We start from the raw sequence: 22,489 nt of genomic DNA on the forward strand, positions 1-22,489 counted from the left end.
ATAAGTGATTGACAACGCTGGCGGGCGCAAAAATAGTCCCAGCCCTTCGGGTTGTGACTGAAAAAGCGCCACTCTGCGTTGCTCGTCACTTATTTAGAATAACTAAAAGGCGCTCCTCGTGCCTTGATTGACGCTTTTTCAGCTCACAACAGAGGCGGAGATGAAAGATAAACAAGCCCTATTTGAAGCAGGTATATCTCAAGCCTGTCTTCGAACCACGAGTAACCTAAAAGAGCCAGTTGTTTATCAAGTTGGAATTTGTGCACTCTCAAAAAAGCTAAATCGCCTTTTTTCTGCTCCCCTATTTCAGGGTCTTCAATGATTTTTTCTATCTCATCTTCAACCACTTTGAGTTGCGCTTCTGTCAGCTTTTTAATAGCTTTCTCAAATCGTCGCGATTCATAAACATCAATTTCGTTTTGTTCTTCGGACATAAGGTTTAACTAATCCTTGTTTAACTTCTTCAGTCGCCAGTAAAGATTCACGCACAAATTCATACGACAAGTCCGGGTTGTCGATCATGATTTGGCCAATTTTTGCCCAATACTCTATTTGTTTTGGTAAGGAGCGGATTTCTGCTTCTGCATGAACTCTGGCCTCAGTAACAAACTCATCATCCAGTCTTACGCTAGTAGCCATATTTAATACCTTTCATCTCTATGTTTTGGGTTCATCAATACGATGAATAATTTATGGCAAGAGTATGCGACAATTTGTCGCGTTACGCAACATGTAGACACATTTCTAGTGAACAACATTGAAACTCAGTATTATCGGAACAGCAAACTTGATTAAAGGGGTCAGAGTCGATTGAAATTCGCTTCACAACAATCAATGGTATCTGACACCATTAATTGCAATTTTTTCCCTTGCTACAGACATTGAGCATCATGGAATATTTATTAGAACTCGGACATATTGGTCTTTTTATCTCTGCATTTTTAGCCGCGACGATTTTGCCGCTAAGCTCAGAAATTGTTTTGAGTGCTTTGTTGCTGAGTAGTTTATCACCCACTACGCTAGTCATCATTGCCACAGCAGGAAATGTTTTGGGTTCACTCACAAACTATGCCCTAGGTTACTGGGGTAGCTTGGTTGTGGTAAAAAAGTGGTTAAGGATGTCGGAAGATGATTTCGTGCGAGCAGAACAGCGCTTTGTTAAATACGGCATGTTTGCGTTGTGTTTTGCCTGGGTTCCCATAATCGGTGACCCATTAACCGTTATGGCAGGTGTTTTACGGGTTCGCTTAAGGTGGTTTCTTATACTGGTTACTGCGGGTAAATTTCTGCGGTATGTTGTCATTAGTTACATGGTGTTGAACGTAAATTGAACTGATACCGTGCTTAACGATCAAAAGGGGCAGACTCAATTAAACTTCCACGCTTCATTATTTATGAGATTGTTGGGTTTCGTAAACTCAAGTCAACCTACCCTATTTCAAAATCCAAGGGTCAACTTACTTAAAAAAGTAATCAAAACGGCCACACCATTAAATATATGACAGAAGAAGGTTTCAAGGGGTCAGTCAACTTGAAAACTAATTAACCCCACCTCAATAGTGACTGATGCATCAAAGGCGTCAGAGTCCTTGAAGTTAAACTTCACTTATTTATCGATTTCTGCCTTATCCTGATTGATAATAATTCTTTACGAATTACCAAGGAGCATGACTTGCCACAAAATATAGAGGCGAATAAAAAGAATGCTATCGATTTTTATCGTACTGCTTTCGAAGGCGCTCCCATTAAAGCCATAGAGCGGTATGTGGGAAGAGATTACATTCAGCACAATCCTTTAGTAGGCGATGGCAAACAGTCTTTTATTGACTACTTCACTGAAATGGTTGACCAATATCCCAATAAACAAATTGAATTCATCCGGGCTGTGGCAGAAGATGACCTCGTTGCCCTACATACACATCAGCAGTGGCCTGAAGGTGCAGAATACGTCACTATGGATTTTTTCCGGTTTGATGAGAATGGGAAAATTATTGAACATTGGGATGCAATCCAACTCGTCCCAGAATTTTCTAAAAATGGCAACTCCATGTTTTTATGAGAAATGAATTAAGGGAGCAGGTTTATTTAATTAATTAAAATTAATCTGCTCGCCCTTCAATTTCTACCAAGAGGTCAGTCAACTTGAAAACAAAATCAATAAGGTTCGAAACAATTGAAATGCTGGTCTATTCGAACCGTTAAAGAAATCGAAAATGGAAAGACACCATTGAACATATGACAGAAAAAGAAAAAATGATCTCCGGTGAGTTATATGACCCGAATGACGCTGAGCTTTTGAAGTTACGTCTGCAGGCTCGCTTGCTCACTGAAAAGCTCAATAAAACCAGCGTTAGTGAAGTGGCTGAAAGAGTTGAAATAATAAAATCGTTATTAGGAAGTACCGGTAACTCGATTCATATTGAGTCACCTTTCAACTGCGATTACGGCGTGAATTTACACGTTGGCGAAAATTTTTATGCTAACTTTGGCTGCGTTATCCTAGACGTTGCTGAAGTTAGAATCGGTGATAATTGTTTCTTAGGACCTCAGGTGGGGATTTATACCGCAACACATCCCATAGAGCCGATTAAAAGAAACAACGGTTTAGAGTATGGTAACCCCATATCCATAGGACATAACTGCTGGATTGGTGGTCACGCAACGATCAATCCAGGTGTGACTCTAGGTAATAATGTTGTGGTTGCCTCGGGTGCTGTCGTGACAAGAAGTTTTGGAGACAACGTGGTAATTGGTGGCAATCCAGCAAGGGTGCTTAAAGAAATCTAGTACTGTCATTCAATCTGTCAGCCAACTTGAAGATAATGAGTAAAGTGGGTTGAGACCATTGAAATTCCTTAACCCCTACCCTATTTACTCTGAACTCGTTCAAAACTGATCAAAACAAATCTCTCAGCAAAATCTAGCAGGAGCTTTTCTTAATGAACACCAATTCTCCAGTCATCGAGCATTTCACCAATGGTGCAAACGTTTATGACGAGCGAAACCGGCAGTTGGCTCCGATTGCCGATAATATGCATTTTCTGATTCGTCTGATCTTAAAAGATGCTCCAGAGCAGTCACGTATTCTGTGTGTGGGTGTTGGCACAGGTGCCGAGATAATTTCACTTTCCAAATCATTTCCTCAATGGACCTTTGTTGGCGTCGATCCGTCTATCGGGATGCTGGATGTCTGCCGTGAAAGACTCACCGAAGCTGGCGTGCAGGATCGCTGCGAACTGATTCATGGATACGTTGATGACGTTCCTGAAGGCGAAAACTTTTATGCGGTATTAAGTATTCTGGTTGCCCACTTCGTGAAGCGTGAAGACCGATTGAATTTTTATCAGGCGATGTACAATCGATTACGCACGAATGGCATGTTGATTAATACTGAAATCAGCTTTGATTTGGACTCAGCCGAATTTCCATTGATGTTAAAAAACTGGGAAGCCGTGCAATCGATGATGGGAGCCACCCCGGAATCACTGGCAAACCTGCCCATGCAACTTCGCGAAATGCTTTCCGTTATCTCACCAACAGAAACTGAACACCTACTAAAACAAACCGGGATTGACGTGCCGATACGATTTTTTCAGGCGTTTATGATTAGCGGTTGGTACGGTATTAAGACTGTTTGATTTAAACAGCATCAACACCCAATAGTAGGTTGGTAGTAGATTGGCGCTGAGGTACGAAGCCCAAAAAAATTAAAGGAGAACGGGGGCAGAGACGTTTGATTTTAATAAGTAGAAATAATCTACCTCGCAATCGTCTCTAACCCCCTTGATTTGGTACTAATGATTACGCACGTTGGCGTTGATGTTTACCCTCGGCGAATTCTTCAATGGCTTTACTGCAGAAAGCGTCTAGATCATCTGGTTTCCGGCTGGTTACCAGTCCTTGATCAACTACAACTTCCTGGTCTACCCAGTTACCACCCGCATTCTGAATATCGGTGCGAAGGCTTGGCCAGGATGTGAGTTTTCTTCCGTGAATAACGTCCGCTTCGACTAACGTCCATGGGGCATGACAGATTGCCGCCACAGGCTTATGTTCAGTGAAAAAAGCTCGGACAAATTCGACTGCATTATCGTCGGTGCGTAATGCATCGGGGTTGGCAACACCGCCAGGTAAAACCAAGCCATCATAATCTTCGGCTGATGCATCTGAGACACTTTTGTCCACCTGAAAAGCATCACCTTTATCAAGATGATTAAATCCCTGAACTTTGCCCTCTTCCAACGCTATCAATACTGTTTCAGCACCAGCGAGTTTGATTTGCTCCCAAGGTGTCGTTAACTCCACCTGTTCAAAGCCATCGGTCACAAGAAACGCAATGGTTTTGCCTTGAAGGGATTTTCTATTTTCTGTTGATGAATTTTGCATTATTTAGACCTCCTGATGAGTTGAGCGCTAACTGAATTTAAGTTTAAGCGCTGAAGCTATCTACTTGGATAACGCAAGGACAATGCCAGAGGTGAAATACACCGTGGTGATGGCTACTGGGCGTGTTTGTTGAAATCCCATTCAACTTTTTGATAACTGAGTAAGTGAACTTTTTACAAGTTCGTCAGTAAGAATTACAGCTTTTGTGCTGAACAAATTTACGGTGAGAAGCTTCCAGGTTCATTCAACTTGATTGAGTAACTCCGTTCCCACGCAGGAGCGTGGGAACAAGTTTGCCATTACAAAAAAAGGGTATTTAAGCCCTGTGCTCATTACTGCGTTTGATCTTCTACCCTGGCATCTGGTGCGTTTTTCATCACGGATGCAATACCATTATCTCGACCAGATGCTGATTGGTAACTTTGGCTGGTCCCTATAACTTGATGGTTAGCCGCTTTGAGCGAAAAAGAGAATTTGCCGCTAGCTGATTCTTTCTTTTCATAACGGCTGTCATCTGGTGCATTTGTTTTGACTGATTCAATGCCATTATTGCAAGCTGATTTGGATGAGTAACCTTCGCTACTCAAAATGATTTCACCGTTACCGGCTTTGAGTCTGAAGCGATGTTCGCCCGCTTTATCTACATAAATTTCGAACTTTGCTGCCATGATATTTCCTCCACCTTAGGTAAAAAATATACTGCCTCTAAGTCGTTAAAACCAAAATAGTCTTTTTATCAATGAGTTGCAACACATAAATGGGGTATTTAGGGATCAAAAGGGTCAGACTCGATTTAAATTGGGTATCAATATGATGAGAGATGAAAAAAGATTATGAGCGTTAAAAACGAAACTAAGCTTGTATCTAAAATTTGTTATCTAATTGACGGCGTCATCTTTATCAAAAAAGGTCAGTTTATTTCGACCTGTGGTTTTAGATTTATACATGGCAATGTCAGCATTTTTCAATATTTCATCGGGGGTGTGACTATCTTGATTAAAAAATGAAATCCCGATACTTGGAGTGCATAAATGTTGATGGCCATTAAAAATAAATGGGCGGTTTAATGCCTTTAAGATTTTATCGCCAATTTGGCAAGCAATTGCTTTTGCAGAGTCTATTTCGGTTGTTAAACTATCAACCAAGATGACGAACTCATCGCCACCAAGTCTTGAAACCGTATCACCTGCTCTTACACTCTGGGTAAGTTTTTCAGAAACTTCTTTTAATAACTGATCACCCGCATCATGACCAAGTGTGTCATTTAATGTTTTGAAATTATCTAAATCGAGGAAAAATATAGCTCCAAACTGATTTTCTCTTTTTTTGGAAGTTATGGCTTTTTTTAACCTGTCAACGAGCAACCTTCTATTTGGTAATGCAGTTAGTGGGTCATAAAACGCTAATGCAAGCGTTCGTTCTTCTTCTCGTTTACGTTGAGTGACGTCAGTCTTTAGTGCAAAAATTGACTTCGGTTTCCCCTCTTTATCCATTAGCAGGGTCCAACGTCCTTCGACAATTAATTTAGTCCCATTTTTATGATACTCAGTAATTTCCCCTACCCACTCACCTGTCTCAAATAATATTTTTAAAGCATCATTTAATACTTCACTGTCCTGTTTCAAGATTTTTTGAATAGGTTGGTTCAACACTTCCTCTGACGTCCAACCATATAACTCTTCAGCGCCTTTGTTCCAGAAAGTAATTTTTTGATTAATATCTCGAACAACTATGGCATCTCTGGTTTTTTCGAGCATCGATGCTTGCTCTTGAATAATTAAATCATTATTTAGACGTTCAAGCTCACTCGTGATTCGTGCTGCAAAAATTTTTAATATGGATTCGATTACTTTGGAATATTTATTGTCAAGCGACTCTTTAAAAAACACAAAAACAAGACCGATATTATTTCCGTTTATATCGCTCAGATGCAAACCAGCAAATGCTTGAAAAGGGTGAAATCGCATCATGCTCAATTGTGGGAATCTACTGTGAGCATTTTGACTCACCAGGATCAAATCACTTTCTTCAAACAGTGCTTTTGACGTTTTATCGGGAATGACAAACTCAAAATTATCTTCATAATTATTATCACGCGATATCGCGAGCATGCTTCCTTTCAGAGGTTTCTCAGGAAGAAGTTTTGCAATGTATCCTGCATCCGCTCTGAGGGTATCCATTATGCTTGATAGTATTTTTTTGAAAAAATCTGAACTATCAATAGTGGTGATGCTAGAAGCTACTTTTACAATAGCCTCGTTTAAACGGGAAGAATCTTTTTGAATTTGTATATTGTTAATGCCTGAACTTAAATTATCGACAAGCTCCTGAAGCAGCGCTAATTCTTGTGTTGCAAAATTCCTGGCTTCATTAGAATAAAGTGCCAGCATGCCGAAAACATTTTGATTATTTTTAAGTGGTATCGCCACTATGCTCCGATATCCATACTTTGCTGCTAGTTCATGTACTGGAAACGAAGAGTCCAATAAGATGTCTTCAACAACTATTGCTTTACCTGTTCTGATGGATTTACCAACAGGCCCATTGCCAACCTTCACATCCTCAGACCAACTCAAGCCTAACTCTTCTATGTAGCCTTCACTTGAGTGTCCATAGCAAGCTTGTGGACTGACCTTTTTATATTCATCATTTTCGGCATAACCGACCCAAGCCATTTGATATCCACCGATCTCAACCGCAATACGGCAGATCTCAATGATCAACGTCTTTTCATCGCTAACTTGAGCCAATGCTTGGTTGGTTTTGCTCAACATGTGTAATGCACGATTAAGCCATTCTAAATCTATGTCGGCTTTTTTACGTTCAGTAATATCTTGAAATGTACCTACTAAACTTACTGCTTGTCCGTTATTTGTATTTAAAGCACCTTGAGAACGCACCCATATGCGGTTGCCCTTGGCAGTAATAAATGGAAGCTCCATATCCCAAGGCAATCCTGTCTCTATGCATTTGTTTATGGTTTCTTTTATTTCAGCCCTAGCTTCAAGAGGGTAAAAAGAAATAGCATCTTCTAAAGGAGGTGGCGTTGAGGCTTCAATTTCATGAATTTTAAAAACTTGTTTAGTCCATTTAATTTGATTATCAAGTAAATTAAGTTCCCAACCACCTACTTTTGCAATCTCACCAGTTCGTTCCATAATGGATGAGATCTCTACTAGAGCGTTTTGTGTCTCAATAGCTGTGGTCATATCTCGTGCTATACCGAGATAACCCACCAATTTATTTTCATAATCTAATATCGGTGTTACAGAGAGGTTAACGGTTACTCTGCTGCCATCTTTATGGATATAGGTCCAGCGTCTACTATCTACACCTTCAGATCTTGCTTTTAATACAAATACCTCAAAACTTGGTTCAACAGTTTTTCCAATTTGCAAACTTAATTCTTTTGCATAACTTTCAACTTCATCAGCATCATGAAAGATGGCTGGAGTAAATCGGCCGATTACTTCTTCAGCGGCATAACCTAACATCTCTTCAGCTCCACGATTAAACGTGGTAATGATGCCGTCCGTTGTAGTTGAAATAATCGTTTCGTCTGCACTGTTTAGAAGCGTATCGTGAAATATGTGTGACTCTTCTAATGCTTTGGATAAGGTTGCAATTTCAATTAGTGCTTTTCGATGCTCCAACAAAGAAACAACTTGTTTAGCAATTCTATAGAGCGATTTTCGTTGGGTTAAATTTAGCTTTCGAGGTTGTGAATCAATGACACATAAGGTACCTAAATTACTACCATTACTGGTTTCTAAAGGGATGCCTGCGTAAAACCGAATATTGGGATCAGCAGTAACTAAGGGATTATCTTTGAATCGATTGTCCAGCAAAGCATCTTCGATTTCGAATAACTCTGAATCAAGTATGGCATGCCCACAAAATGAAATATCACGTGGCGTTTGTTTTTCTGATAAGCCATAGGCGCTTTTAAACCACTGACGTGATTCATCTAAAAAGGTGATTAACGAGATTGGGGTATCGCAAATTTCAGCTGCCAGCTTAGTAAGATTATCGAATTCTTCTTCATAAGAAGTATCTAAAATTTGGTAACTCTCGAGAGTTTTAAGCCGATCGAGCTCATTCTTCGGAAGTTTAGGAATTTCCATGCGCACCAAAAAATATTCATATAGTTACGTTCAATGCTACAGAACTAATCCAATTTAACAATTATTATTTAAAGAAAAATATTTATTACTACGCAGTAAAACGTATCAAACAGTAACTCAAAAAATCTTCTTAAAATTAGAATTTAATAAGCTCATTCCCACGCAACGGCATGGGAATGAGAGTTTATGGTAGGTTGGCGCTGAGGGACGAAGCTCAACATTATTCAGTCGGCGTCGCCCTCTTCTCTTTGATCTAACAGCTCAGTAAATAGTCTGCTTTTAAAAATCCAGTGAATAACCCAATGTCACCGTCCGGCCACGGCCTTTAAAATAACGAGTTGGATTAGCTAGTGCAGATTGTGAGTAATAGGTGAAATAATCTTTATTCAACAAGTTTGCAAACGCCAAATTAAGTTTACCTGCTGGTAGTTTATAACCGACCGAGGCATCGACCAGTGTGTAACTGTCAAAATCAAGTTCTGGATTTTCATCAAACCGGCGATCAAAGTTATGACTGGCTTGGATAAAAGAGCTTAATTTAGGCGTCCAGTTTGCTGACCAGCTGGCAATCAGACGATTAGGCGGAATATCGGCACCCGTCAGATCTCTGTCTACTTGACCATCGCCATCACTATCCGAGCGACCATTAATATGTGAATAACTGAGTCGGAGATAGTTGGCTTTATTTACCTGATACCCCAACTTAGTTTCTACACCACTGATTTCAGTTTCTTCACGTTGGATGAAAAAGTCATCGCCAACTTGTTGTAGTCTTGAACCCAAATCGGAATCGGATTGGTAATAGCTGATTTCAAAGTCTAATGGCTGCCAGTCAATACGAAAGCCGATTTCACTGTTCTCCGTCACTATCGGTTTTAAATCGAGGAAATTATCAACATCCAGTCCGGGTGTATTGATTCCACGTAAAACACGACCGACATCTGGCATGCCGAATCCTTCAGAATAGCTAGCAAAAAGGCTCAACCAGGAAGTTGGGCTGACTACCGTACCAATATTAAACAAGGTTTCACTGAATTCTGGGCTGCCACCATTGACTGTCACGCCATTTCGACTCGCTACTGTTTGATAAGTATCTACATTTAACTTGGCTTTTTCATAACGCAAACCGGTATTAAATACCACAGATTCCATGGGCTTGAATTGTGCCTGAATAAAGGGCGCGTAGTTTTTGAATTGTGTCTCTGGTACATAACTTCTATCCGTCAGCATTAAACGCTGTTCGGTGGTGTCTTCAAGGATATCGATACCGGTGGTGAGTTTGAGCTTGTCATCCAATAAACCGTCTTTCATTAAGGTAAATTTTGCACCATTTTTATCAGATTCATTTTGTGATTGATCAAAACCATTCGGTGCCAGAATAGGATCGACAAAACTGGTTGAATCAGTCACACCAAATAACGCTTCAAACTCCTGACGATAAGCCTGAGCGGTGAATTCCATACCTGCCAGATCAAAATTTTTATAGGTCAGGCTGGTAGTTAAAACGCGGTTTCTCGGCGCATTACCCATTGGCGTCAGATTGATGGAGGATGTGGGCGTACCGTTGGCTAAATTGCCATCGACACTGGTGTAATTATTGTCCCCTTCCAGTTGGAAACGGTTAATCGAAAATTCCAAATTCTGGTTATCATCAAACCAATAACCCAATTTGGCAAAAACATCGTAACTGCGTGAATCCATCAGATCACCCTGCGTGTTATCGACGCCGATAGGATCCTCATCGTCATCCAGATACAGGCCTTGCGTTTCATAACTCAAACCCAGACTATATTCCCAATTATTCTGGCTTCCCAGCAAGCTGTAATCAGCCCGATAGCCCATGGTTTCAGCATCGATTTTATTGGTCGGCATGGTGGTCGAAACCGACATACGTTGTTTGAGTTTATTGGCAGTAGGTCGCTTGGTAATAAAATTGATAATGCCACCGGTGGCACCCAAACCGTGAATCGCACTCGCACCATGAATCACCTCAATACGCTCCACCATGGATAAATCAATGGTATGGCCATCACGTTGTGAATCTCTTAAAGGGTTCGACTGTGGAACGCCATCTATCAGGAACAGTGGAGAACGACCACGAAAGGTTTCCCCCGCGCTGCTCAATTTTTGTCGGCTGGGAGAAAAGGAAGGCAGCAAACTGCTGAGTACCTGAGAGGTATCACTGGAGAATTCCATTTGCTGCTGAATTTCTTCTTGAGTGATAACGGTAACAACTTGGGGAGAATCTTTTAACAGTGTGTCAGAGCGAGTTGAAGTGATGGTCAGTTCGTCCAATTTAACAACCTCTTCATCGGCCATTACCCCGAGCGATAAGGATAGCGTTGGTAACAGAAATAACATTTGTTGTGAGAGCTTTTTCAGTGGCATCAATTTCTCCATTCAAAATTAAAAAGCCCTCATGTTAAGCGTAATCTAAATCATTATCAATTACGTATAGACAGGTATGCTAGCCAAACTTGTATAGCCTTATAGGTTTTCAAAGTTTTAATGGATGAATGTTTGCGGAATTAATGAGTCTCTCTGAACCCTTGAAATATGGTGAATAACTAATAAATTAATCAAAGCTGATTAGTTTCTGAATAATCTAAATGTATAACTCGGCTAAGGTTTCGGAGGGCTAATGTGTCGATTTTGTTAGCTCCCATTCGACCATTTAGCAGTGACAGAGAATTTCAAACTTCTTGCTGGAAACTCTGTTCTTCTTCGAGTACTGATTAAGGAAATTGTTATGACGAATGAAACAGGTACGGTTCGATTACACCGAGTTTTACGAGCTCCAGCAGAGCGAATTTATAAAGCGTTTACCGATAAAAGCGCTTTAGAGTATTGGCTTCCTCCATATGGATTCATTGGGACGGTCCACGAAATTGACGTTCGTGTTGGTGGCGGTTATAGGATGTCTTTTACTAACTTCGGTAATGGACACAGTCATACCTTCACCGTCGAATTTGTAGAGCTGGTGGCTAATGAACGTATTCGTCATACCGATCGTTTTGATGATAGAAACCTTGTCGGTGAAATGCTAGTTACAATCGACCTGAAACCAGTGATTTGTGGAACCGATATCCGTATTGTTCAAGAAGGAATTCCATCGGTCATCCCAACAGATATGTGTTACCTGGGATGGCAAGAGTCCCTTGAGCAACTTGCTAAGCTGGTTGAGGTGAATATTCCTGAGTAGATAGTTAACGACTTAAATAAATCTGGAAATTTTATTGACTACGCTCGTTCTCACGCCGATTGTGGGAACGAGCGTTTATGTTTGGTTGGCTCTGTAACATGAGGCCCAGCATAATCTGCCGTTAAAATGCCTCAATAAATTTTATTTACATAGCATGCAAGAATGAAATTAAACTAAAAAAGCTGATGCATTTTTTGTGAAAAGGTGTATTTTGAAAACTTCGCAGAATAGTTGACTAAATTAGTCATCAATTGGTCAGATAGATGAAACTTATAATCTGCAGAACAATTCTTAAAGATATGGATGCTTAGGATGATGCATGCGATGGAAGCCATATTTAAACATTTAGCGCTAGACGAAATAAGTTTTCAGAGTCGTAAGGATTTAATCCGATTGCGACAAGAAGACATAGAGTTGCTTAGTGCCTTGCATCAGCCGCTACAAATATAAGAAACAGAATTAATAAACGCGTTTTACGATCACTTGATGTCCTTCGATTTTGCCCAGGATTTGTTGGCAGATCCTGACGTAAGAGCCAGACTACAATCCACCCAAAAAATCTACTTTCGCAAACTTACCGCTGGTGAATACAATCTGGAATATGCAAAAGATCGTATTCGCGTTGGTATCGCGCATGAACGGGTTGGTTTAACAACGCAGTGGTATATCGGTTCTTACGCCGTTTATCTCGAACTGACCAGTCATTACATCGCCAAAATTCTTGCTCAAACCCCTGCCTTAATCGAACCCTCCATCCACGCTCTATATAAGGTTGCCTTACTGGATATTACCCTGGCGTTTGATGCGTATATGTATGCCAGTCATGAGTCGATTCAGGCTGCAAGACAAGAGGTTTCGGATAAATATGATGACCAATTAAGATTGCAACAAACCATTGATCGTATTCAAAAGGCCTTTATTCTAAATCCATCGTATGACAGTGCTTTAGAGTTACTGCTAAATGAGTTAATAGAATTCACCAATAGTGCTTTTGGTTTGATTGGCGATGTATTGCATGACGAGAATGACGCACCTTATCTCAAACTTCGAGCGCTAACCAATATAGCTTGGAATGATGAAACCCGGGCCTTGTATGAATCCAATCAAGCAAATGGTCTGGAGTTTCATAACCACCATAACTTGCTTGGCAGCGTAATGACCACCGGCAAGCCAGTAATTGCCAATTCACCTAACACTGATAGTCGTTCGGGTGGTGTTCCAGATGGCCATCCCATACTGAACTCCTATTTAGGTCTTCCCTTTTATCATAATGGCAACATTGTCGGCATGATAGGTCTTGCCAATGCAGACGGTGGTTATCACGAGAATATCATCGAGCGTCTCAATCCCATCCTTGCAACCCTTGAGAGCCTGTATGAGGCCAGAAAAATTCGCGACCAATTAACTGAAACGTTACTTGAAAACGACCAACTGCATCTGCAAAACGAAAAACAGATTGCGATTTTATTGCAAAGGTCAGCTGATGCTATTGGCATCATTAATAAAGAGATGGTTATCACTGAATGTAATGATGCAGCCGTAAAACTCTATGGCGCGTCTTCGCGAGAGGATTTGATAGGACTATCTCCTTTAAAAATTTCTTCTGCAAACCAACCTGAAGGTTCCAGTATAAAGCTAGCTAAACACTATATCTCCAAAGCATTGACCGAAGGCTATCAACGATTTGAATGGCTACAGAACACCATTCATGGAGAAAATACGCCTACCGAGGTGACACTGACCCCGGTTATCTTTCATGGGGAAGCTTGTATTCAAGTGGTGTGGCGCGACTTGACCGAAATCAAGGCAAAAGAAAATAGAATTAAACAATTGGCCTATTTTGATGAATTAACAGGACTTGCCAACAAAAATCTGTTTACTGATCGTGTTAAGCACCTACTCGATCTCTCGAAACGCTTCAACTACACCATTGCAGTTGTTTACCTGGATTTGGTCAATCATGAAGATGTGAAAGAAACACTTGGCTATGTTGCTGGCGATGCTTTGTTGCACGCAGTTGGTCGGCGGATTGCCAGTACCATCCGAAGCGCCGATACATTGGCTCGTTATGTTTTTAATGACGATCCCAAACATTGCGATATCGACCAACGCTCCATAGACCGCGAGTTTGATTCGCTTGCCCGAATCAACGGCGAAGTGTTTGCCTTGGCTGCAGTAGTGAATTCAGTTGATGCGGCTGCAGTGATGGTGGCGCGGTTGCAGGATACATTAAAAGCACCATTTACTATTGCTGACTCAAAAGTGATGGTGAATACCAGGACGGGCATTGCTTTGTATCCTCAGGATGCCGACACCATTGAAACCCTTACCAGGGGCGCTGCTATCGCACTGGATATGGCCAAAGAGAAATTGCAAGCCAACTACTTTTTCAATGTGCGTCTAGGTGAAGAGATTCAACGACGTTCACTTATTGCCAAACGCATTGAGTATTCACTGAAATTTGATCCCGACAGCTTTTCTATCAGAATTCAGCCACAAGTTAATGCCCAGTCACATCAACTTACCGGTGCCGAAATACTGTTACGCTGGGATGATAGCTCTCTCGGCAGTGTTCCTCCCGGTGTTTTTATTCCAATTGCCGAAGAACGTGGGCTAATAAATGAACTCACTAATTTAGTCGTACAGTGCACCAGTAATGCCCTGCTCTCATGGAAAAAACAAGGTTATGCATTGTTTGCCGATCGGGGGATCAGGATGGCAGTCAATATCTCTGCCAAGAGCATAGATAATTTGGTTTTTATTGATGAATTTATTGCAAAGATAAAAGAATTCGGCCTGACTCCTGAAGATTTTGAATTGGAACTCACCGAAACCGGGATTATGCACGATCCCGAAACAGCGATCGAAATCATTAAAAAACTTAAATTGGAAAAGTTTGTGCTGGCAATAGATGACTTTGGTATGGGGCACTCATCCCTGAGTTACCTGCGAAACATTGAGGCTGACATTTTAAAAATCGATATGTTTTATATCCGTAATATGCTCAATGACAATAAAAATATGGCTATCGTCAAAACCATTATTTCAACGGCGCAAATCTTTGGTATGAAGACATTGGCTGAAGGTGTTGAGGATGTAGAAACGGCTAATGCATTAAAAGTATTAGGTTGTGATTATGCTCAGGGTTACTTTTATTCATACCCGCTTACTATCAGCGAATTTGAAGAAAAATGGATTAAACAACAGCATCATTCTCAAAGCGGTTTAAAGAGCTAAAAAATACAATTTTTTCCGCGCTTTTTAGCTTTATACATCGCCTCATCGGCGGCTGCGATAAGTTGGGTTATCTGCTCGCCTTGTTCTGGAAACATTGAAATACCAATACTTACTGACAGATCAATTAGATGTTCTTGCCATTGATATGGCTCACACAACTCCAAGCGGATTTTTTCGGCGACATTAAATGCATCTTGCCGACTTTCAATGCTATCCAGCAACACCACAAACTCATCGCCACCAAAACGAACAACTGTGTCGGTTTCACGCACGCAACTAGTAATACGCTGTGCTGATTCTTTTAATAAATGATCGCCTGCTGCATGACCAAAGGTATCGTTAGCCGCTTTGAATTTATCTAAATCCAAATACATAAGAGCAAAGTGGCTTTGTTCACGCTTGGCTCTTAATAATGAGCGTTGAACCCGATCCTGAAACAGTTCGCGATTGGGTAGGCCAGTCAAAGCATCATACAAAGCTAAATGTTGCAGCCGGTCAAATCGTTGATGTCGTTCAATCGCAGTAGCGAACTGTAAAGCTGTAAACGTTAATAACGCTCGATCATTTTCATTCAGCGAATAGTCTTCGTCCATAAGCGCCAGCGCCATGATTCCCTCAGACTCATCTTCAAAGATCAAAGGCACCATCAGCATCAATTTACCGTCGACCATTTCCAACGCAATATCATCATCGCCAACAATGCGAAACAACAACTCTTTTTTCAGGATCGTCATACAACCGCCAACGCTTTCAAAAACCGTTTGCCATCGCTCATCATGGGGGGCGGAGACGGCAATACCGAAGGTGGCAATCGCAAGATGTGCATCGAGATGAAATAAAATTTGCTGGCAGATCTGTTTGATACCGTTGGTTCGATGTGCGGTATCTGAAATGGCAATCAGCGAATTTTGCATCGCCTCGGCGGCTTTAATGCGAGTGATATCGCGGGCAACGCCAAGACGCATTTTATGAGTGTCTGACCAACTGGTAGACCAAAGCAGATGTACCACTTGTCCGTCTTTACGAATATAACGGTTCTCAAAATCCAATACATGCTTGTCTTGCATGACGGTATTGATACTTTGCTGAGTTTTATCGTGATCTTCTGGATGCAGAAATTCCAGCATTCTTTTGCCGATTAACTCTTCGGGGGGATAGCCAAAAACGCGATGAGACCCGTTGCTAACATAGATGATCTTGCTATCTTCATCGACGGCACAAATTGCATCGAGCAACAAGTCTACATATTCGCTAAATGAGTCTAGAAGAGGTTTATCCATGACACATTCTTACGTGTTCACGTGCATCTGACAAGCTTTAACGCAAGGCTATATGAGTGAATTTCATAATTCATTTAGGAATTTATCCATATCGAGATCCTTTTTTTCACCTGAAAGTCAGGAAAAAAACCATGCAACCATAAAGAATTCTAATCGTCTTATTTGTGCACTTCCTATTTTTATATCTATGAGGTCCCCATGAAGCAATCATTTATTACTATTTTATTTGGCATTTTATTTATCGGCTTGGCCGGGTGCGCCAGTGATCACATCATCGCAACGAATGATGGTCGTTTGATTGATAGTGAGACTACGCCTGAAATTAATGAAGAAACTGGCATGATTGAGTATGAGGATGAAGAAGGCCGGAAGAATCAAATCCCGGTTGATGATGTAAGTGAAATTAAAGAGCGTTAAAAACAGTTTGGCGGAAGGCGTCTTCTGCGAATTAAGATAAAATTATTTCACATCAAACTAACTCAGTCGGGTGAGGATTCGTTAAAACCAAAACGTGTTTCAACATCTTCACTCGACATCGGTTTGGCAAATAGATAACCCTGGATTTCATCGCACCCATTTTGTTTAAGAAAATCGCATTGCGCTTGCGTTTCCACACCTTCAGCGATAACACCAAGCCTCAATTGCCGAGACAAAATGATGGTTGTCTGTACGATGCTCATATCATCAGCATCCGCTGGGATACCATCAATAAATGAGCGATCAATCTTAAGTCGATCAAACGGGAAGCGTTTTAAATAGGCCAGGCTTGAGTAACCTGTTCCGTAATCATCCAGTGCAAGGCAAATTCCCATTTCATGTAGAGAATTCAATATAACAATCGCCTGTTCGGGGTTTTGCATGGCGCTAGATTCAGTGACTTCCAGTTCAAGCAAATGAGCTGGGCATTGTGTTTCATCAAGGATCCGTCTGACATCGTTGGCTAGACCGGCATAGTCCAATTGCCTACGTGACAAATTGACAGCCATTCTAAAATTCGTTTTACCAGCATCAAACCATTTTTTTGCTTGAATACAGGCTGTACGTAATACCCAGTTGCCAATGGGCAAAATTAATCCGGTTTCTTCCGCTATTGGAATAAAGTCCACAGGTGAAATGATGCCAATTTCAGGATGCATCCATCGTAATAATGCTTCGGTTCCAATGCACTCCCCGTTCGCCAGATCCATAAACGGTTGATAATGCAAATACAGCTGGCCTTTATCCAAAGCAACGCGCAGATCATTTTCTAACTGTAATCTAGCATGTACTCGATCATCCAAGTCAGGACTAAAAAAGCGAAACATCCCACGTCCTTGTTCTTTAGCAAGATACAGGGCACTGTCAGCATATTTCACTAATGTTTCGGCATTTTCGGCATCACGCGGACATAAGCTGATACCAATACTGGCATTAATATGAAGTTGACGACCGAGAACGCTGTAGGGCGCAGATAATATTTCAAGTAGCTTGCTGGCTACATGTGCCGCATCGTCTGCATTGGTAAGGCTTGGCAACAAAATCAGAAATTCGTCACCACCTACCCGACCTATCGTATCTTCATCTCGTAACACACCGAGCAATCGTGACCCTACTTGCTGTAATAATAAATCGCCTGCTTGGTGACCAAGTGAGTCATTTATAGTCTTGAAACGGTCCAGATCTAAAAATAAAACAGCCAATAATTCCGGATGGCGAATAGCATGCGTGATCGCATGCTGTAGGCGATTCATGGTTAATAATCGATTAGGTAATGCTGTGAGCGAGTCATGATAGGCGAGATATTCGATATGCGCTTCTTGTTCTTTACGCTCTGTGATGTCCTGAGCGGTGCCAGCAATCCGATATATTTCTCCTGCTTCATTCTGAATTGGAAAAGCTTGTTGGTGAATATGACGCATACTGCCATCCGGTCGAACAATACGAAATTCGATATCAAATTCGCCCGAAACTCGACCTTTAGAGATGGCTTTCATAACTATTTCCAAATCTTCGGGGAGAATAGTTTCTAACCAGATTGAGGGGTTTGCATACAACGGATCACAGCTTTGCCCCCAGATCGTTTGGTAAGCAGGACTGATATAAAGGATATGCTCCATGGCAAGATCAGTCAGCCAAACCACTTCTTCAATATTATCGGCTAATTGACGGAAACGCTCTTCTTGCTCACGCATGGCATTTTCGACGGCTTTTCGTTCAGAGATGTCATGTGTGAGTGCCAGATTGTAACCTGTACCACCGTATTCAAAATAATTGGCATGCACTTCAACTGGAATAATTTTGCCGGTTTTAGTCCGATGAATCGTCTCCAAACGTAATGAACGTTCTTTTTTAAGTTCTTGCCAATGTTCATCCCATCGAAGTTGCGGAGTAGCAGGATCAACCTCAGGAACAGACATAGTTAATAACTCGTCGTAACTGTACCCCATGGTTTGGCTAGTTTCGTCATTCACATATTGGATACGTCCCTTACTATCAATCAGATAGATACATTCACTTACTTGGTTAATTGCAAAATTCAACAAGGCAATACTTTGTTCGGACTTTTTCTGCTCTTCGATATTTTCTATCTGTGAAACAAAATACAGCGGTTGATTATTTGTTCCTCGGACAATACTGGTGGTAAGTCTTGCCCAGAAATATTGCCCGTTACGATGCTTATAGCGTTTTTCAATCTGCATATAGGGAATTTCATCAGCGAGTAATTTTTCAAGCTCTGCTTGACCGTTATGCAAATCATCGGGATGGGTCATTTCCTGAAAGGTCATTTGTAATAGTTCAGTTTCGGAATAGCCGACCATTTCATAAAGGGAATGGTTGGCCCGTAACCATCGACCACTTAAGGACAACACTCCCATTCCAATCGCAGCAAACTCAAATGCCTGTCGAAAGCGCTCATCACTTTCATGTTGCTCGCGATATATCAGTAAACTGGTTAATCCATCAGACAGACGATGACCTATTTCGCTGAACAAACGCTTTTCTTCATGTGTCCAGATTCTTGCATAGGCACACTGATGCAGCCCAAACATCCATGGTTTGCCAACTTTTGGGTAGAGAGCTGTGCCCATTTGTGATCGGACTTGGTATTGCCTAAGCATTTCGGGCGTATCGGGACTATCAAAATCCGGAACCATGGCCACTGGTTGTTCCGACATCATATAAGCTTTCATTACCTGAGCTAAACCGTTTGACATAGGATATTGCAATCCTGTTGTCTGCCCCCCCGGGTAATCGGGGTGGGTTTGTTCCATCGGAACACTCCATAAAGCGCTATCAGGATCACAAGGATAGATCAGCCATGCACGATCGCATTTAAAACAATTACGTATAGCTTCAAGCACATCACTCATCATTTGTTCAAGGTCATTGGTGCCTTGAATCGCGCGGTTAACTTGATCCAAACATTCCAGAAAATACAGATGTGACTGGTTTTCTTGCTCAGCCCGCTTTATTTCAGTGATATTTTGAAAATAACCATGCCAAACAATGCCTTTGCCGTCAGTCTCTTCCGGCATGGCTTTGCAGTCTATTAAAAGTTCACCCTTTTGTGGATGTAAGACGCGCCACACGATATTGAGCGGCTGCATTGTTTGGGCCGATTCAGACATCTGATACAAAATATTAGAACGATCATCGGCGTGAATCAGCGACCAAGCAAGTGAGGATTTTTCGATTATCGATTCTGCACTAAAACCAAAAATATCAACAATTACTGCTGTACTATCGAGAATTGTTAGCTGATTATTTTGCAGCAGACAAAACTTCACGATGGCAACCGGTGAAGTATCGGCTAGACGACTAATCACGGTTGTATGTCTTACAAGTTTGGGTAAAACGGTACATCGGAATTTTTTTTCGTTACCTTAATAGACTATAAAAAATAGGTTATTGATATTAATAAATATTTAAGAGATGTATCGATAAGCGTTGATGGTTAAAACAAAGAAGCATTAGCCTTTGAAAATTACGCTTAACATCGATAAGAGTAATTTCAATTTAACTATTATCACACCAAAATGTCGGGCATGTTAGGCATATTACCGTAATGTTACAAGGGACATTCTTCACCTTATAACAGGATGTTTGCCCGGCCACTTATCAACTTAAACTATTTGAATAATAAAATATTTTTGCAATAAACTGCTGTTAAGGATTGTATACCCTCGCTCTAACAAAACTAAGTGTGTTCATCACATTATAGGAACTCAACCCGACCCATAGCTTTAGAACTTGATATCGATTAAGAAAAGTACTGCTAGCTATCAGCTTAGCGTCTAGTTATTTACTAATAGCTCTTCAAAAGATTGTTGTGGTGGTTTATCGATAAAAACATTTGCATCTATTTCATTTAAAAAACAAACGTTGATGATCACATTTTCATAAAGCCAGTAAATAAAACCACCTTCATCAACTCGATAGCGCCATTGATACTGACACTGTATCCAGCCATCTTTTATCGTTGTCAGCATTATCGGAGGTTCATCGGCCTGCAAGTGCGGTTTAAATTCAACTGTCTTGGTTTTTAACTCAATACGAAAACGATCGATTAAAAAATAATTGTTTTCCGTAAGCTGATAACGGATGCGTTTTCCCGAAATATCATCACCATGCTGATCCAATATTATTTGTCCATCAGATATTACAACTGCTGAGGGGGATATCGGATATCGGTTCGGTAAATGCTCTCTTGCTTTTTTATGCTGCTCTGAGACTTGAGATTTATCCCATTGTTTGATGATTATTTGTAAAACTAGCTTTTGCATTAGTGAGTTACGAGTCTGAAGAAAAGTTATCTATTACGCTAATTGGTGCTAGATGAAGTCAAAAAAAACCGTGACAGAACACTGTCACGGCTTTTTAATTATCAGCAAACGAACCTGATTAATTCACCAGACTTTGGATCGGTGCCGGAATGCGTCCGCCTAAACGCACGAAACGGTTTTCATGACTGCCCATATTAACTGCCATCACCGGACCTTCACCTAAGAGTCCGCCAAACCGCACAATATCACCTGCTTTTTTACCCGGTGCTGGAATCAACCTTGCGGCTGTAGTTTTTTTGTTGATGACACCAATTGCCATTTCATCAGCAATGATCGCTGAAATCATTTCGGCTGAGGTATCACCTGGAATAGCCACCATATCCAGTCCAACAGAACAGACGGCAGTCATGGCTTCAAGTTTTTCCAGACTCAAGGTGCCGTTGGCGGCTGATTCGGCAATAGTCAAATCTTCACACACCGGAATAAACGCCCCACTCAATCCGCCGACGTGTGAACTGGCAAACGCACCACCCTTCTTCACTGCATCATTAAGCATCGATAAAAATGCAGTGCTGCCTGGCGCACCAAATGCCGGAATGCCAATCGCTTCAAAGATTTCGCCAACACTGTCGTTACGATTCGGTGTCGGAGCCAAAGACAAGTCGACAATACCAAATGGCAAGTTAAGTAACTGGGCTACTTCACGGCCAACCAGTTCACCGGCACGTGTCAATCGGGCAGCAGTTTGTTTGATCACATCCGCGGCGCGGCTCAGATCCATATTTTCATCTTCAGCAAGAGCTTTTTCCAAAGCCGCTTTCACTACTCCCGGTCCACTCACACCTACACTTACAACCGCATCTGCTTCGCCGATGCCTAAATAAGCACCAGCCATGAATGGCACATCTTGTGGAATATTGGCAAACACCACTAATTTTGCAGCGGCAAGGCCATCATCATCAGCAGTTAGTTCTGCAGCTTGTTTGATGATTTGTCCCATCTTGATAATGGCATCCATATTGATACCGGCACGGGTGCTGGCAACATTGACTGAAGAGCAGATGCGTTGGGTTTCGGTCAAAGCCTGTGGAATGGCTTCAATCAATGCCTGATCGCCTTTACTCATACCCTTCTCTACCAGTGCCGTGAAACCACCGATAAAATCCACACCCAGTTCGTGTGCTGCCTTATCCAGGGTAACCGCAACTTCAACTAATTGCTCTGAACTGAAAGGTGCACCGACCACGCCAATTGGGCTGATGGATATACGTTTATTGGCAACTTCAATACCGTAGCGTCTTTCAATACGATTACACGAAGCCACTAACTGACCAGCGTAGCGGGTGATTTTGTCGTAGATTTTGCGTTTGAATGTTTCCAGATCATGACTGACACAATCAGTCAGGTTGATACCAACAGTGACGGTACGAAGATCCAGGTTTTGTTCCCGAACCATCATCAGAGTTGAAATAATGTCTTTTTCGTTGAGCATGAGGG

Annotated in this window: 17 protein-coding genes; 7 read left to right on the forward strand and 10 right to left on the reverse strand. The window is 41.4% G+C overall.

The window, feature by feature from the left end; all coding sequences use genetic code 11:
* Positions 1 to 143 precede the first annotated feature (143 nt).
* A complete protein-coding gene (locus ACN0V2_RS04215) occupies positions 144 to 434 on the reverse strand; it encodes a type II toxin-antitoxin system RelE/ParE family toxin (RefSeq protein ID WP_417549542.1) in 291 nt (96 codons plus the stop codon).
* The gene (locus ACN0V2_RS04220) at positions 409 to 639 is read right to left on the reverse strand and encodes a TA system antitoxin ParD family protein (RefSeq protein WP_417549543.1); all 231 of its coding nucleotides are present in this window, start codon (positions 637 to 639) and stop codon (positions 409 to 411) included. The genes ACN0V2_RS04215 and ACN0V2_RS04220 overlap by 26 nt, the downstream gene beginning before the upstream one ends.
* A gap of 251 nt (positions 640 to 890) precedes the next feature.
* On the opposite strand from ACN0V2_RS04220, the gene ACN0V2_RS04225 reads away from it, so the two are divergent.
* The 4 genes from ACN0V2_RS04225 (at position 891) to ACN0V2_RS04240 (ending at position 3,638) form a co-directional block, all read left to right on the forward strand.
* A complete protein-coding gene (locus ACN0V2_RS04225; RefSeq protein WP_417549544.1) occupies positions 891 to 1,331 on the forward strand; it encodes a YqaA family protein in 441 nt (146 codons plus the stop codon).
* Positions 1,332 to 1,672: 341 nt separating this feature from the next.
* The gene (locus tag ACN0V2_RS04230; protein ID WP_417549545.1) at positions 1,673 to 2,059 is read left to right on the forward strand and encodes a nuclear transport factor 2 family protein; all 387 of its coding nucleotides are present in this window, start codon (positions 1,673 to 1,675) and stop codon (positions 2,057 to 2,059) included.
* A gap of 176 nt (positions 2,060 to 2,235) precedes the next feature.
* Positions 2,236 to 2,787 carry a sugar O-acetyltransferase gene (locus ACN0V2_RS04235; RefSeq protein WP_417549546.1) on the forward strand — a complete coding sequence of 184 codons (552 nt, stop codon included), beginning with the start codon at positions 2,236 to 2,238 and terminating at the stop codon, positions 2,785 to 2,787.
* Positions 2,788 to 2,939: 152 nt separating this feature from the next.
* Positions 2,940 to 3,638: a class I SAM-dependent methyltransferase gene (locus ACN0V2_RS04240; protein WP_417549547.1), complete on the forward strand. Its 699-nt coding sequence runs from the start codon at positions 2,940 to 2,942 to the stop codon at positions 3,636 to 3,638.
* A 163-nt stretch (positions 3,639 to 3,801) separates the two neighbouring features.
* Here the strand turns inward: ACN0V2_RS04240 and ACN0V2_RS04245 are convergent, their stop codons facing one another.
* The 4 genes from ACN0V2_RS04245 to ACN0V2_RS04260 all read right to left on the reverse strand — a co-directional run bounded on the left by ACN0V2_RS04245 (position 3,802) and on the right by ACN0V2_RS04260 (position 10,898).
* Complete coding sequence (locus ACN0V2_RS04245) at positions 3,802 to 4,386, reverse strand: type 1 glutamine amidotransferase domain-containing protein (RefSeq protein WP_417549548.1); 585 nt, start codon at positions 4,384 to 4,386, stop codon at positions 3,802 to 3,804.
* Positions 4,387 to 4,718: 332 nt separating this feature from the next.
* Positions 4,719 to 5,054: a YegP family protein gene (locus tag ACN0V2_RS04250; RefSeq protein ID WP_417549549.1), complete on the reverse strand. Its 336-nt coding sequence runs from the start codon at positions 5,052 to 5,054 to the stop codon at positions 4,719 to 4,721.
* A 210-nt stretch (positions 5,055 to 5,264) separates the two neighbouring features.
* The gene (locus tag ACN0V2_RS04255; protein ID WP_417549550.1) at positions 5,265 to 8,510 is read right to left on the reverse strand and encodes a PAS domain S-box protein; all 3,246 of its coding nucleotides are present in this window, start codon (positions 8,508 to 8,510) and stop codon (positions 5,265 to 5,267) included.
* Positions 8,511 to 8,789: 279 nt separating this feature from the next.
* Entirely contained in the window at positions 8,790 to 10,898 is a 2,109-nt protein-coding gene (locus ACN0V2_RS04260) for a TonB-dependent receptor (RefSeq protein WP_417549551.1), read from the reverse strand.
* Between the two features lie 361 nt (positions 10,899 to 11,259).
* Here ACN0V2_RS04260 and ACN0V2_RS04265 point away from each other — a divergent pair, with 361 nt between their 5' ends.
* The gene (locus ACN0V2_RS04265) at positions 11,260 to 11,712 is read left to right on the forward strand and encodes an SRPBCC family protein (RefSeq protein ID WP_417549552.1); all 453 of its coding nucleotides are present in this window, start codon (positions 11,260 to 11,262) and stop codon (positions 11,710 to 11,712) included.
* A gap of 462 nt (positions 11,713 to 12,174) precedes the next feature.
* A complete protein-coding gene (locus ACN0V2_RS04270; RefSeq protein WP_417549617.1) occupies positions 12,175 to 14,949 on the forward strand; it encodes an EAL domain-containing protein in 2,775 nt (924 codons plus the stop codon).
* On the opposite strand, the gene ACN0V2_RS04275 is transcribed toward ACN0V2_RS04270, so the two are convergent.
* The gene (locus ACN0V2_RS04275) at positions 14,946 to 16,229 is read right to left on the reverse strand and encodes a diguanylate cyclase domain-containing protein (RefSeq protein WP_417549553.1); all 1,284 of its coding nucleotides are present in this window, start codon (positions 16,227 to 16,229) and stop codon (positions 14,946 to 14,948) included. The two genes, ACN0V2_RS04270 and ACN0V2_RS04275, sit on opposite strands and share 4 nt — an antisense overlap.
* Before the next feature lie 198 nt (positions 16,230 to 16,427).
* Here ACN0V2_RS04275 and ACN0V2_RS04280 point away from each other — a divergent pair, with 198 nt between their 5' ends.
* A complete protein-coding gene (locus tag ACN0V2_RS04280; protein ID WP_417549554.1) occupies positions 16,428 to 16,646 on the forward strand; it encodes a YgdI/YgdR family lipoprotein in 219 nt (72 codons plus the stop codon).
* 62 nt (positions 16,647 to 16,708) lie between these two features.
* On the opposite strand, the gene ACN0V2_RS04285 is transcribed toward ACN0V2_RS04280, so the two are convergent.
* The 3 genes from ACN0V2_RS04285 to ACN0V2_RS04295 form a co-directional block, all read right to left on the reverse strand.
* The gene (locus ACN0V2_RS04285; protein WP_417549555.1) at positions 16,709 to 20,035 is read right to left on the reverse strand and encodes an EAL domain-containing protein; all 3,327 of its coding nucleotides are present in this window, start codon (positions 20,033 to 20,035) and stop codon (positions 16,709 to 16,711) included.
* Between the two features lie 468 nt (positions 20,036 to 20,503).
* Positions 20,504 to 20,992, reverse strand: a complete 489-nt coding sequence (locus ACN0V2_RS04290) for a hypothetical protein (protein WP_417549556.1) — start codon at positions 20,990 to 20,992, stop codon at positions 20,504 to 20,506.
* 118 nt (positions 20,993 to 21,110) lie between these two features.
* Positions 21,111 to 22,484, reverse strand: a complete 1,374-nt coding sequence (locus ACN0V2_RS04295) for a PFL family protein (RefSeq protein WP_417549557.1) — start codon at positions 22,482 to 22,484, stop codon at positions 21,111 to 21,113.
* Positions 22,485 to 22,489: the final 5 nt, after the last annotated feature.

The sequence above is a fragment of the Methylophaga sp. genome (assembly GCF_048266885.1).
In the GTDB taxonomy this organism is placed as follows: domain Bacteria; phylum Pseudomonadota; class Gammaproteobacteria; order Nitrosococcales; family Methylophagaceae; genus Methylophaga.

Coding starts and splice junctions, on each gene's coding strand:
- ACN0V2_RS04245 (WP_417549548.1), bottom strand. CDS start 4,386: ATGCAAAATTCATCAACAGAAAATAGAAAATCCCTTCAAGGCAAAACC.
- ACN0V2_RS04220 (WP_417549543.1), bottom strand. CDS start 639: ATGGCTACTAGCGTAAGACTGGATGATGAGTTTGTTACTGAGGCCAGA.
- ACN0V2_RS04225 (WP_417549544.1), top strand. CDS start 891: ATGGAATATTTATTAGAACTCGGACATATTGGTCTTTTTATCTCTGCA.
- ACN0V2_RS04275 (WP_417549553.1), bottom strand. CDS start 16,229: ATGGATAAACCTCTTCTAGACTCATTTAGCGAATATGTAGACTTGTTG.
- ACN0V2_RS04265 (WP_417549552.1), top strand. CDS start 11,260: ATGACGAATGAAACAGGTACGGTTCGATTACACCGAGTTTTACGAGCT.
- ACN0V2_RS04290 (WP_417549556.1), bottom strand. CDS start 20,992: ATGCAAAAGCTAGTTTTACAAATAATCATCAAACAATGGGATAAATCT.
- ACN0V2_RS04240 (WP_417549547.1), top strand. CDS start 2,940: ATGAACACCAATTCTCCAGTCATCGAGCATTTCACCAATGGTGCAAAC.
- ACN0V2_RS04260 (WP_417549551.1), bottom strand. CDS start 10,898: ATGCCACTGAAAAAGCTCTCACAACAAATGTTATTTCTGTTACCAACG.
- ACN0V2_RS04255 (WP_417549550.1), bottom strand. CDS start 8,510: ATGGAAATTCCTAAACTTCCGAAGAATGAGCTCGATCGGCTTAAAACT.
- ACN0V2_RS04280 (WP_417549554.1), top strand. CDS start 16,428: ATGAAGCAATCATTTATTACTATTTTATTTGGCATTTTATTTATCGGC.
- ACN0V2_RS04215 (WP_417549542.1), bottom strand. CDS start 434: ATGTCCGAAGAACAAAACGAAATTGATGTTTATGAATCGCGACGATTT.
- ACN0V2_RS04250 (WP_417549549.1), bottom strand. CDS start 5,054: ATGGCAGCAAAGTTCGAAATTTATGTAGATAAAGCGGGCGAACATCGC.
- ACN0V2_RS04295 (WP_417549557.1), bottom strand. CDS start 22,484: ATGCTCAACGAAAAAGACATTATTTCAACTCTGATGATGGTTCGGGAA.
- ACN0V2_RS04235 (WP_417549546.1), top strand. CDS start 2,236: ATGACAGAAAAAGAAAAAATGATCTCCGGTGAGTTATATGACCCGAAT.